Annotated in this window: 10 protein-coding genes; 5 read left to right on the top strand and 5 right to left on the bottom strand. The window is 46.8% G+C overall.

Annotation, left to right across the window (positions count from 1 at the left end):
• Positions 1-25: 25 nt before the first annotated feature.
• The gene (locus tag J7649_RS11885; protein WP_114542198.1) at positions 26-637 is read right to left on the bottom strand and encodes a DUF1285 domain-containing protein; all 612 of its coding nucleotides are present in this window, start codon (positions 635-637) and stop codon (positions 26-28) included.
• A gap of 186 nt (positions 638-823) precedes the next feature.
• On the opposite strand from J7649_RS11885, the gene J7649_RS11880 reads away from it, so the two are divergent.
• Positions 824-2,536: an electron transfer flavoprotein-ubiquinone oxidoreductase gene (locus J7649_RS11880; protein WP_219308225.1), complete on the top strand. Its 1,713-nt coding sequence runs from the start codon at positions 824-826 to the stop codon at positions 2,534-2,536.
• Between the two features lie 163 nt (positions 2,537-2,699).
• On the opposite strand, the gene tusA is transcribed toward J7649_RS11880, so the two are convergent.
• Positions 2,700-2,960, bottom strand: coding sequence for a sulfurtransferase TusA (tusA, locus tag J7649_RS11875; RefSeq protein WP_004729361.1), 261 nt, complete (start codon positions 2,958-2,960; stop codon positions 2,700-2,702).
• Between the two features lie 201 nt (positions 2,961-3,161).
• Between tusA and J7649_RS11870 the strand changes: the two genes are divergently transcribed.
• Together J7649_RS11870 and lnt are read left to right on the top strand one after the other, a co-directional pair.
• Positions 3,162-4,001: an HlyC/CorC family transporter gene (locus J7649_RS11870; protein WP_004278564.1), complete on the top strand. Its 840-nt coding sequence runs from the start codon at positions 3,162-3,164 to the stop codon at positions 3,999-4,001.
• On the top strand, positions 3,998-5,557 hold the full coding sequence (gene lnt, locus J7649_RS11865; RefSeq protein ID WP_219308223.1) for an apolipoprotein N-acyltransferase: 1,560 nt from the start codon (positions 3,998-4,000) through the stop codon (positions 5,555-5,557). The genes J7649_RS11870 and lnt overlap by 4 nt, the downstream gene beginning before the upstream one ends.
• 155 nt (positions 5,558-5,712) lie before the next feature.
• Here lnt and J7649_RS11860 read toward each other — a convergent pair whose 3' ends face one another.
• The 3 genes from J7649_RS11860 to gspF form a co-directional block, all read right to left on the bottom strand.
• Positions 5,713-6,048 carry a hypothetical protein gene (locus J7649_RS11860; RefSeq protein ID WP_219308221.1) on the bottom strand — a complete coding sequence of 112 codons (336 nt, stop codon included), beginning with the start codon at positions 6,046-6,048 and terminating at the stop codon, positions 5,713-5,715.
• Positions 6,049-6,332: 284 nt separating this feature from the next.
• On the bottom strand, positions 6,333-6,767 hold the full coding sequence (gene gspG, locus J7649_RS11855) for a type II secretion system major pseudopilin GspG (protein WP_219308219.1): 435 nt from the start codon (positions 6,765-6,767) through the stop codon (positions 6,333-6,335).
• 79 nt (positions 6,768-6,846) lie between these two features.
• On the bottom strand, positions 6,847-8,052 hold the full coding sequence (gene gspF, locus J7649_RS11850; protein ID WP_004729358.1) for a type II secretion system inner membrane protein GspF: 1,206 nt from the start codon (positions 8,050-8,052) through the stop codon (positions 6,847-6,849).
• 150 nt (positions 8,053-8,202) lie between these two features.
• Here gspF and J7649_RS11845 point away from each other — a divergent pair, with 150 nt between their 5' ends.
• Complete coding sequence (locus J7649_RS11845) at positions 8,203-10,425, top strand: primosomal protein N' (protein WP_219308216.1); 2,223 nt, start codon at positions 8,203-8,205, stop codon at positions 10,423-10,425.
• Positions 10,426-10,500: 75 nt separating this feature from the next.
• Positions 10,501-12,354 carry a cation:proton antiporter domain-containing protein gene (locus J7649_RS11840; protein WP_219308214.1) on the top strand — a complete coding sequence of 618 codons (1,854 nt, stop codon included), beginning with the start codon at positions 10,501-10,503 and terminating at the stop codon, positions 12,352-12,354.
• Position 12,355: the final 1 nt, after the last annotated feature.

The raw sequence follows: 12,355 nt of genomic DNA, 5'->3' as shown, positions 1-12,355 counted from the left end.
AATTTCTAGCGATCAAGCTTAAACCTCAGGTGCTCAAATGCAAGTCTAAATCACCACTTTTCAAACTTAAAACGGTTTCGCCTGCCGGATTTTCATCAAGCTCTCCCATCTCGACCAGATGTAAAAATGCAGCGCGCTGGATTAGGGCATTGATCCCGAAACGCACATGCACATAAGGTCGTAGTTCACCTTTATATTCACGCATAAAGATTGGATGTTCAGCATCGACAACAATCAGGTCTTGTGTGGTCGTGCCCAGTTGCAGATAAGTCACTCCATTGATCTCGACCTGATCGACCTGATTGACAAATAAAGGTTCATCTTCAACTTCAATTTCAATCATTTCTACCGGTGTTTTTAGATAGAAGTTATCGTTTTCTTTCCAGAGCACCGTTGCAAATAGGTCAATCATCGGCTGACGCTTGATCAATTGACCTTCGTGCCACCATTCGCCATTGGCTAAAACCTTCAGATCCATGGCGCCACAATGCTTTGGCTGCCATTGCTCCAAAGGAGGAATTGACCTTTTGTGACTGCCCTGTGCATCTTTTAAGTATTGTGCGATATCCATTAAATTTTTATCATCGGGATAAGTTACTTTTTTCGTCGGATTTGTGCTGGGTACTGGCTTATCCATAAAAGAAGACCTTAATGACGGAAAAATAATATGTTTCAGCCAATTGGCTAAAACCGGCTTTAAAACTATACTAGCCCAGATTATCAAAGACACCAGCATTTTTGTGTCTAGGAACCAAGAACACTTATGGCAGCACCCAACCATCCGGTTATGGTTGCCACCGAATAGTAATATGAGGAGTCCTACATGGAACACATCGAACGTGAATCGATGGAGTTTGACGTCGTCATCGTAGGCGCAGGCCCTGCGGGTCTTTCTGCTGCGATCAAAATCCGTCAACTTGCAATTGAAAACAACTTAAACGATTTGTCCGTTTGTGTCGTAGAAAAAGGCTCCGAAGTCGGTGCACATATTCTGTCTGGTGCGGTACTTGAACCGCGTGCCATGAACGAGCTGTTCCCGGACTGGAAAGAACAGGGTGCCCCGCTGAATGTCCCAGTGACTGAAGATAAAACCTTCTTCCTGCTGTCAGATGAAAAATCACAGGAAGCACCACACTGGATGGTACCTAAAACCATGCATAACGATGGCAACTATGTCATCTCGCTCGGCAACGTGGTGCGCTGGTTAGGCCAGAAAGCCGAAGAACTGGAAGTGTCGATCTTCCCGGGCTTTGCAGCCTCGGAAATTCTGTATCATGCCGATGGCACAGTCAAAGGCATCCAGACCGGTGACATGGGCATTGGTAAAGATGGCGAACCGACGCATAACTTTACCCCGGGTTATGAACTGCATGCCAAATACACGTTATTTGCTGAAGGTTGCCGCGGTCACTTAGGTAAGCGTTTAATCCAGAAGTTCAACCTGGACAAGGACGCTGATCCGCAACACTACGGTATCGGCATTAAAGAGTTGTGGGAAATCGATCCTGCCAAGCACAAACCGGGTCTGGTGATGCATGGTGCCGGTTGGCCACTTTCTGAAACCGGTTCTTCAGGTGGCTGGTGGTTGTACCATGCTGAGAATAACCAGGTGACTCTGGGCATGATCGTAGATCTGTCTTACACCAACCCGCATATGTATCCCTTCATGGAAATGCAGCGCTGGAAAACCCATCCATTGATCAAGCAGTATCTGGAAGGTGGTAAGCGTATTTCTTATGGTGCGCGTGCTGTGACCAAAGGTGGTTTTAACTCATTACCAAAATTCACTTTCCCAGGTGGCTCGTTAATTGGTGATGATGCCGGCTTCCTGAACTTTGCCAAGATCAAGGGCTCACATACTGCGATGAAATCCGGCATGCTCTGCGGTGAAGCGGTATTTGAGGCGATTGCGGCCGGTGTAGAAAAAGGCGGTGATCTGGCGGTGGCACGTGTTGTAGAGGGTGAAGATTTCTTTGTGAAAGAACTCACCGCATATACCGACAAGTTTAACAACAGCTGGCTAAAAGAAGAACTCTATAACTCGCGTAACTTTGGTCCGGCAATGCACAAGTTCGGTCAATGGATCGGGGGTGCCTTTAACTTCATCGACCAGAACGTATTTAAAGTGCCTTTTACCTTGCATGATCTGGTTCAAGACCATGCTGCGCTAAAAACCCAGGCAGCTGAAAGCTTCAAACCAAACTATCCAAAACCGGATGGCAAGCTAACCTTTGACCGTCTGTCTTCAGTGTTTGTATCGAATACCGTGCATGAAGAGAACCAGCCAGCACATTTGAAACTCACCGATGCTTCAATTCCGGTGGAAGTCAACCTGCCGACATGGGATGAGCCTGCACAGCGTTACTGCCCGGCGGGGGTCTATGAGATTATGGAAAATAATGACGGTTCAAAACGCTTCCAGATCAATGCAGCCAACTGTGTGCACTGCAAGACCTGTGACATCAAGGATCCGTCCCAGAACATCACATGGGTAACACCGGAAGGTGGTGGTGGTCCAAATTACCCGAATATGTAAGGTAATCATCAGATAAAAAATAAACCCGCTTTTAAGTGGGTTTATTTATGGATAAATATTAATAATTTCAGTTCCTGTCCATTCATCTATTTAATTAAGCAGATTTTTGAAATTTTATTTTCTAAATAAGACAAATGTTTGAGCTCATCAGTCCTTGGTATTTTTAGCCACCTTTCTTCACTAAATAATGAAATTCTTTATTGCCATTTTCATCCAGACGTTCTTCCTGCAAGAGCAACTCATGCCCCAAATGCATACAGAATTTTGGAATATCCCACGACGTTGAATTATCCGTGGCAAACACCTCAACTACATCACCTGCCTTGGATTTACGGATCGCCTGATGCAACATCATTACCGGCTCAGGACAACGCAAACCTCGGGTATTCAATTGCAGACTTGGAATAATTTCAGTTGGGGACATCGATAGACTCAGGATGGAAAGACCGTCATATTTTAGCATAAAGCTGCGATTACATTGCTGCTTTGCATACGTGGCCAGTTTTAAAATCAGCGCTGACTCACGCGATCAAGACTGTGCATCATATTTACAATAGACAAGCGTATTTTCTGCGGTATGATAAAACCACGTTTTTTTAGATATTAAGAGTCTTCAGGAAAAATCATGCACGAGGAATCAGGCCCGTCGTGGGGTATGCGCGGCTTACGCAAATGGCTGGGAACTGCACCCGAAACTCGCGACGAACTGCTAAAATTAGTACAAGATTCACGTCGATTTTTAGAACCCGATACTGTTGCCATGCTTGAGGGCGTTCTTGACCTCCCGGCAACCAAAATTCGTGAAGTCATGACGCCTCGCACGTCCATGATCAGCTTGCAGGAAGATGACCAGCTGCTGGATATCCTGCATGTACTGGTCGAGTCTGCGCATTCACGTTTTCCGGTATTTTCATCCGATCAGACCGATAATGTAGTCGGCATTCTATTGGCCAAGGATTTATTGCCTTTTCTGACTGAACCGACGGCCAAGGTCGATATTCGCGCGCTCATGCGTCAGCCTTTGTTTGTTCCGGAAAGTGCTCGCTCCGATCAGGTGCTGCGCATGCTGAAGAATACCCAGACGCATATTGCGGTAGTGATTGATGAATACGGTACGACTTCGGGTCTGGTGACGCTGGAAGATATTCTGGAAGAAATTGTCGGTGAAATTGAAGATGAACATGACAATGCTGATGAAGAAGCATACTACATTGTTCCGGACAATGATCCGACTACGGCCAATACATGGGTAGTCCAAGCCCTGACTCCGATTGAGTATTTCAATAATATGCTGGATGCGACTTTCCCGGATGATGAAGTAGAAACCATGGGCGGCTTGTTATTGCAGGAAATTGGTCTGGTGAGTGATCTTGAGGGTCAGACCATTGAACTGGAAAACTGGCAATTTACCATTCTTGAAGCAGATTCACGCTCGATTCACCTAATTCGAGCCGTGCGCCAATGAGAGCGTATTTTGATAAGCTGTTGAGTTCGTCTCAACAGCAAAAACCGTTGCCGCTAATCTATCCTGTTTTAATTGCCTTATTTGCAGGTGCCATCTTTAGTTTAGCACTGGCCCCCTATCATTACTGGTGGCTGGCGATTCTGTCTCCGGCACTGCTCTATGCCTCCCTGCGCGGACGTACTGCAAAACAGGCCTTTGGCATTGGCTGGGCTTACGGAATCGGCTTGTGGTTTGTCGGCGCATTCTGGCTGTATACCTCGATTCATGTCTATGGCGATACCAGTGCCTTTCTCAGCGTCGTAATGATCCTGATCATGGCGCTGGTGATGGGTCTGTTTAGTGCCGTTCAAACGTTTGTCTATCGCCGCTTTTTCCCGGAAACACCTTTAACCTTTGCCCCGCTCTGGGTGCTGTTTGAATGGTCCAAGACCTGGGTCTTTACCGGATTCCCATGGCTGTTTGCTGGTTATGCCTTTACCGAACGCTACTTGGATGCTTATGCGCCTTTATTCGGGGTGTTCGGGGTGTCTTTCGTGGTGATCATTCTGGCCTGTGCACTGGTTGAAATTCTGAATAGACGCCTGTTCTGGGCTATTCCTTCGGCAGTTTTATTACTCGGTGCCTGGGGCGCAGCACAGCTGACGTTTGTTGAGCAAAAAAATCAAAAGCCTTTAACGGTTTCCCTGATTCAGGGCAATATTCCGCAAGACTTGAAATGGCTAACTGAATATCAGGTGAAGACCTTATTGATTTATGCCAATTTGAGTAAAACCGAATGGGGCCGTGATCTGATCGTCTGGCCGGAATCTTCGATTCCCATGTTCCAGACTGATATTGAAGCCTTTCTGGAGGCCATGAAAGTACAAGCTGAAAAATCAGGCACTGCATGGGTGACCGGCATTCCATATTGGGATTTAGCCGAATCGCAGACTGCGGGCTATCCAAAATATTACAATAGTATTATGGCCAGTGGCGATGAATCCGATGGCCTATACAAGAAGCAACGACTGGTTCCCTTTGGTGAATATATTCCCTTATCAGGCTGGTTGAGCTGGGTATTGCCAGGTCTGCAGAATGATCCATCCATGAGCGGTTTTACCCGGGGTGCAGATCATCAGCAACCATTGAATGTGAAAAATCATCCATTGGGTTCTGCAATTTGCTATGAAGTGGCTTATCCGAATTTGACCCGCCGCAATGCTAGCCAAAGTGATTTTCTGGTGACCGTCTCTAATGATGCCTGGTTTACCGGCACGGCAGGACCATTACAACATCTGCAAATGGTGCAAATGCGTGCTAAAGAAAATGGCCGCTGGTTTATTCGGGCGACCAATACTGGTGTGACTGCGTTTATTGATCACAATGGTCATATTGTGAAAAAAGCCCCGATGGATCAGGAAGCAGTATTACGTGGCGAACTTCCAGCCATGCAGGGTGAAACGCTATATATGAAACTCAGCGACTGGCCGGTCCTGATCTTCTCGGTTCTACTCTTGCTAGTGGGCTGGCGCTTCCGTCCACGTAAAGTGGATGTCAGCTTTAAATCTAGACGGTAATTTTTTCAAGTACCCCTTTTACAAAGGGGGACTTAGGGGATTCCTGAATATAGCATCTTATCAATCCCTCCTCACCTCTCTTTATGAAAGGGAGGAACACTCAAAGCAATAAAAAAACCGAGGTCAATGCCTCGGTTTCTTTATCTCTTTAAAACTTAAAACTGTATAGCCAGATAACACAACATGCTGGCAAGAGACAGCATTGGTACATGACGATAGATCTGAACCAGTGTCTGCTCAAATACTGAACCTTGTTCGGCTTGAATGCGAACTACACTCGCGTTTAATGCTGACCAGAAACACAGGGCCAATAAACTGCTCATCAAGCTGATAGCAAAAAAAGCCACCATAATCTGGCTGCTGCCTTCGGTGCTTTGCCATAAATGAACGATACCCTGACTGATCGGCAGCATGCTTAAAACCAGAAGAACAGATTTCAGCATCGACCAATGAAATTGATTGATTTCATCTCCTAAGATTAATGCTTTCATGTGCTTCTCCGTTGGCGAGTCAAGTACCATTCAGATCATTATGAGCTTTTTTAAATAAATAGAAAGTGTATGTTTATTCATATTTTACGAGAATTGTAATAGATAAATATGGGAATAATTCTTATTATAACTCGCATATCGTTTTTATTATTTCATTATTATAAATATCATTAACTTACATTATATTTAATAATTAATAGTTATTATCACTTCACTTCGTATTGAAATAGCCTATTCAGTGAAGTGATATATTCTATCTATCGAAAATTTATAACGATTCTCAATTAAGGCTGATAATAAATATCGGCATCTGTTCCTTCACCACCCGATTGACCATCTGCACCAAATGAATACAGATCGAAGCTGCGGCCATCGGTGCCCGGAATCACATATTGCAGTTCATTATCCCAGCTGTCTTTTGGAAAACCGCCCTTGACATAACCGCCTGGCACCCAGTTTTTTGCAGTCGCTGGCTGATTCACCAGTGCATCCAGACCGCCTTCCTGCATACTTGGATACTTGCCATTGTCCAGCTTGTATTGATCCAGTGAACCTGCAATGCTTTGTAACTTGATCACGGTGGTATCGACTTTGGCCTTTTCACCACGTCCCATCACGTTCGGAACGATCAGCGCAGCAAGCACACCGAGAATTACAATCACCACCATGACTTCAATTAAGGTAAAGCCCGTCTGTTTATTTAATTGAGTCCTTTTCATTCAATCTCTCTCATTTATTTGCATCATTCAGAATTTCCACTTGAATCTTGATCACAACAAAATTCTAACTGGTTTCTGTTTAAATCATATTATTCATGTTCACAATTGGCAGCATCACTGCTATCACAATGACCAGAACAATACTGGCCATCAACACCAGCATTAAAGGTTCCAGCAAGGCCAGTAAAGTTGAAATCAGGGTGGTCACTTCGCGATCCTGCATTTGTGAAGCACGTTCCAACATGCGGTCCAGTTCACCAGACGCTTCACCACTTTTGATCATTTGTACCATCATCGGCGGGAAATAACCACTGCGTTCCAGTTGGGTTGCCAGGTTGCCACCTTCAGTGACTTTTTCCGCTGCCAGATTGACAGAATCCCGGATCACCCAGTTGTTACTGACTGCGGCACCAATCCGCAGTGCATCGACCAGCGGCACGCCAGACTGGGTCAAAATGGATAAGGTACTGGCAAAACGTGCGGCATTAATCCCGCGTGACAATTTGCCGAATAAAGGTAATTTTAAGGTCAGACGGTCAAAGGCATAATGCCCGGCGGTGGTTCTTAAAAACCGGACCAACAGGAAAATCCCCAAAGCCCCACCGATCAATAAAAATGGCCAGGCAATGCGGATAAAATCACTGGCTTTCATCAAGGCCACGGTAATCCACGGCAAGGCATCTTTACTCTGGTCAAAGGTCTTGACGATATCTGGCACCACATAGGTCATCAGCCCCATCACGATCGCAAAGGACATCAGCATCAGGATAATAGGATAGACCATCGCACCCTGGATTTTTTTCTGCATGGCAAAGCGGTTTTCGGTATAGTCTGCCAGTTGGTCCAGAATCAGGTCTAAATGCCCGGAACGTTCACCGGCGGCAATTGTGGCAATATACAGCTCGGGAAAACGTCCGGATTGTTGCAAGCCCTGCGCCAGACTATGCCCTTCCAGCACTTTGGAGCGCACCGACATCAGCAGGTTTTGTACATGCACTTTTTCACTTTGCTTGCCGACGGCGCGGATGGCTTCTTCTAGCGGAATTGCAGCAGCGACCAGCACGGATAACTGCCGGGTCATCAGAGCCAGATCGTAGGCGGTGATGCTTTTTTCAAACCATTTTCGACGATGCTGTTGATCTTTTTTTTCGACAGGATCAACAGAGACAGGAATAAGTGCTTTATCCCGTAATTGTTGCCGGATCTGACGTGCAGAATCCCCCTCCAGCACGCCTTTTTGCTGCTTTCCTGAAGCATCAAGCGCAATAAACTGATATGCAGGCATTGTAATGCTCTAATTTTCCAAAATTTTGCTCAACGCTGTTGCGTCAGACCACCGAAATCATTCATATTCTTTGATATAAATTATCTGCTCACTCTAACATAATCGAACTTTAAGCACGACGAAATTTCTTCAGGATCTCCACCCCAAGATATGCAAAATTCTCACACCGATTTAAGTCCAATTTATCGCGTACGCGTTGCTGTACCTGTGCATGTATTTGATTGTTTTGATTACACGATGAGTGCAGAACAATTTAAACAGGCGCAGATTGGCGCACGTGTACTGGTGTCGTTTGGTCGGCAGAATCTGGTCGGGGTGATTATCGAAAAACTCTCGGCAGACACCCCTCTCGATCCACGCTTTAAGCTTAAAGCTGTAACCGAACTGCTCGATGAACGCGCCATTATAGATAGCAAAGTTTTAAGTTTGTTGACATGGTCAGCGCAATATTACCAGTTCCCGATCGGTGAAGTCGTCCACAGTGCCCTGCCGACCCTGTTGCGTCAGGGTAAGCCTTATAACCTGCTGGCCCGTACCTGGAAATTGCTAGACCCTGATGCCGAGGCCAAAGTACGTCGTTCGGACAAGCAGCAGGAAGCCTACCGGATTTTAAAACTGCACCCGGTCGGGACTACTGAAAATGTGCTGAATATGGCCGGGATTGAAACCGCGACCTTAAAAGCACTGGAGAAAAAAGAGATTTGCGCCTGTGTACTGGAGCCACAAGATTTCAGCCCACAACCAATGCAATTGGCACAGATGCCGCTGACCGCCAATCCTGAACAAAAACATGCTGTCGAACAAGTATTAAAATATCGCAATCAATATCAGGCTTTTTTACTGGATGGTCTGACCGGCAGCGGTAAAACTGAAGTGTATTTGCAGATCATGGAACAGGTACTGAAACAGAGCAAACAGGTGCTAGTGCTGGTGCCGGAAATCGGCCTGACGCCGCAAACCATCAGCCGTTTTCAGTCCCGTTTTCATTGCCATATTGCGCTGCTGCATTCCGGGCTGAATGATTCCAAACGGCTACAAGCCTGGCAGTCGGCAGAAACTGGCAAAGCCTCAATTGTGCTTGGTACACGTTCCGCCATTTATACGCCAATGCCGAATCTGGGCCTGATCATTCTGGATGAAGAACATGACCTGTCCTTTAAACAGCAGGAAGGCTTCCGCTATCATGCCCGAGATGTCGCCCTGTACCGCGGCCATTTACAGCAATGTCTGGTAATCTTAGGGTCAGCCACACCAAGTATTGACAGTTATGCGCTGGTGGAACATGGCAAGATGCAGGTGCTGGAGCTGAATCAACGTGCCGGCACGGCCTTGATGCCCAAAATCCATATTCTGGATTTAAAAGTTGCGCAAAAAAAGCATGGGATTAGCCTTCAACTGATTCAGGACATCAAAAAGCGCCTGGAGAAAAAAGAACAGGTGCTGATTTTTTTAAACCGCCGTGGCTATGCTCCCGTCCTGCTGTGTGGCAGCTGTGGTTGGCAGGCGCAATGTCCGCACTGTGATGCCAACTTCACTGTACACCGTCAGCCTTATCAGCATCTGCATTGCCATCACTGCGGCACTATTCACCGCATGCCGGAACACTGCCCGCAATGTCAGCATCAGGAACTGGTTACACTGGGTATGGGCACCGGCAAAGTCGAAGAACATTTAAATGAGCTATTTCCGGATTTTGAGGTGATTCGGGTCGATCGCGATTCCACCAGTCGGGTCGGCAGCTGGCAAAAAATCTATGACAAGATTCAGAAAAGCGAACCGGCGATTCTACTCGGCACCCAGATGCTGGCCAAGGGGCATCATTTTCCTTATGTGACGCTGGTGGCGATTCTGGATATTGATTCCGGTCTACTGAGTGTGGACTTCCGTGCTACTGAACGGACTGCGCAACTGATCGTGCAAGTGGCTGGCCGTGCCGGACGTGGTGAACATAAAGGCGATGTTTATCTGCAGACCCTCAGACCTGATCATGCCCTGCTGAACACCTTAGTGAATGAAAATTATCGCGTATTTGCCCAGCAGACCTTAAAAGAACGGCAGATGGCCAGAATGCCGCCCTACCGTTATGCCATCCTGATTCGCTGTGAATCCAAGGATCAGGCACAAAATACCGAATTCTTACAGAAACATGCAGCACTCCTCAGGCAATATCCTGATCTGGCGCTGGACATCTGGGGACCAATTCCTGCGCCAATGGAACGTAAGGCCGGACGCTATCAGTCGCATATGGTGCTATTGTCAGCGGATCGTCCACGTTTGCATTACTATGTGCGTAGCTGGTGGCAAAACATGCTGCAGGACAAACCTTCTAGCATGAAGCTCACGCTGGACATCGACCCTCAGGAACTGAGCTAAAAGATATTGCGCCTGAGGATCGATCTGGAATACGAAACTGCAAGTCTGGATCAAGAATAAATTTAGGGCAGGAAAATGTCGATACTGTTACAAATAACACTGGTTCTGGTCATTGCACTGTTGATAGTGCCACTGAGTAAAAGGCTCAGATTGCCAAGTGTGCTGGGCTATCTGTTAACAGGGATCATCTTAAGTCCAAGCCTTTTGCACCTGATTCAGACACCCGAAGTCATGAGTAGTTTCATGCAAGTCAGCCTGATGGCACTGATGTTCTGGATCGGCCTGCAACTCAGACCACAACGCATTGTGCAGATTAATCCCTCCCTGTGGATGATGGTTGCTTTACAGGTACTAATCAGCACCCTGATTTTCACCCTCATGGCCTGGGTTTTCCTTCAGCAAAGCCTACTCGCCAGCATTGTAATTGGACTCGCCGGCAGTTTGTCCGCCCTGACTTTGGTGATTCAACATCTCAATCATCAGGAACAGTTCGCCACCAGCTATGGTCAGCAAGCCTATTCGATTCTGCTGATTCATGCTCTGTTGGCCATTCTGGTGATTGCAGCCATTCCCTTATTTGCCGGGATTCGCTCGACCGAACATGGCGTGGCCTACTTTGCTGCCCTCATCGCGACGTTAAGCGGTCTGTTCCTGTGTAATCGTTACTTGATGCAGCCGTTGTATCGCTGGATTGCTAAAAGTGGCAGTCACGAACTGCATGCGATTGTAGCGATTGCGGTGACCTTGGCATTGTTGGTGTTAATGAATACCCTCGGCCTGAATCTATTTCTCGGTGCCTTATTTGCCGGTATTTTACTGGCAGATTCAGATTTTCGTCCTGCGGTAGAAAGCACGATTCGGCCTTTTCAGGGCTTATTGATCGGCCTGGCCTTTATCAGTCTGGGCATGGCACTAAAATTGTCTGATCTGCTGAATTTCCCCTGGATCATTCTCGGCGGCACCCTCGCTTTAATCTTAGTCAAGTTTGCAATCAGCCTGACATTGGCGCGTTATCATCAAAATAGCTGGCGCAATAGCACCTTGTTAGCAGCTAGTCTGGCACAAGGCGGTGAATTTGCCTTACTGGCACTGGTGATTGCAGTATCCGACCAGATTATTCCGGCCGATCTGCTCTCTCCCTTGCTGTGGATGGTGAGTTTTTCCTTGCTACTGACGCCCGCATTTTATTGGTTATTGCACAGCCAGATTTTACCGCATCTGGATCGTCACAATCATCTGGCAGCGACCTTCGAAACCGATCTCAATCCTGAAACCAGTACTCCGATTCTGCTGATTGGCTTTGGCCGCTTCGGGCAAATCATCGCCCGGATTTTACTGCAACAGCAACACGCCTTTAGTGTCATGGACAGCAATGTGCAAGCCACTGAACTTCTGGCGCAGTACGACATCCCTTTCTATCAGGCAGATGCGACAGAGCCTGAAGCCTTGATACAGACCGGTATTGCCACAGCACAACAGGTGATTGTGGCGATTGACGATATTGAAGACTCAATGCTGATCGTGCGGCATCTGCGGCTGAATTATCCTGAAATCAGTTTATGGGTACGTGCCCGTGACCGGCATCATGTGCATTTATTACAGGATTTGGGCGTGAAACACATCTGGCGTGAAACTTATCTTTCAGCTTTAGAACTCAGTCAGGCCTTACTAAACCAGCTCAATCCTGACCCGGAAGAAAGCCTGCAACAGATTCAAAACTTCCGCGAACAGGATGAGAAACTGCTCAACAGCCAATATCATCTGGATCCGGATGAACATCCAAATTATGAAAATCAGCATAGTAGTTTGGCTGAACTGGAGCATCTGTTTACCCAGGATCAACGCCATAAAGTGCAAAAACAGGCTAAACAGCAGCAACAGGATACAAACGGCGCAGGAATTGATACGTTAAGAGATGAACTGTCCTAAC

It is taken from the genome of Acinetobacter lwoffii, assembly GCF_019343495.1.
Lineage (GTDB): Bacteria > Pseudomonadota > Gammaproteobacteria > Pseudomonadales > Moraxellaceae > Acinetobacter > Acinetobacter lwoffii_P.
Note: the sequence above shows the minus strand (reverse complement) of the source record. Positions and strands in the feature narration are given on the sequence as shown.

Bases quoted from the DNA above. Each gene is read 5' to 3' on its own strand.
- tusA (WP_004729361.1), bottom strand. From the start codon at position 2,960: ATGTCCCCAACTGAAATTATTCCAAGTCTGCAATTGAATACCCGAGGT.
- J7649_RS11880 (WP_219308225.1), top strand. From the start codon at position 824: ATGGAACACATCGAACGTGAATCGATGGAGTTTGACGTCGTCATCGTA.
- J7649_RS11870 (WP_004278564.1), top strand. From the start codon at position 3,162: ATGCACGAGGAATCAGGCCCGTCGTGGGGTATGCGCGGCTTACGCAAA.
- lnt (WP_219308223.1), top strand. From the start codon at position 3,998: ATGAGAGCGTATTTTGATAAGCTGTTGAGTTCGTCTCAACAGCAAAAA.
- J7649_RS11840 (WP_219308214.1), top strand. From the start codon at position 10,501: ATGTCGATACTGTTACAAATAACACTGGTTCTGGTCATTGCACTGTTG.
- J7649_RS11845 (WP_219308216.1), top strand. From the start codon at position 8,203: ATGCAAAATTCTCACACCGATTTAAGTCCAATTTATCGCGTACGCGTT.
- gspG (WP_219308219.1), bottom strand. From the start codon at position 6,767: ATGAAAAGGACTCAATTAAATAAACAGACGGGCTTTACCTTAATTGAA.
- gspF (WP_004729358.1), bottom strand. From the start codon at position 8,052: ATGCCTGCATATCAGTTTATTGCGCTTGATGCTTCAGGAAAGCAGCAA.
- J7649_RS11885 (WP_114542198.1), bottom strand. From the start codon at position 637: ATGGATAAGCCAGTACCCAGCACAAATCCGACGAAAAAAGTAACTTAT.
- J7649_RS11860 (WP_219308221.1), bottom strand. From the start codon at position 6,048: ATGAAAGCATTAATCTTAGGAGATGAAATCAATCAATTTCATTGGTCG.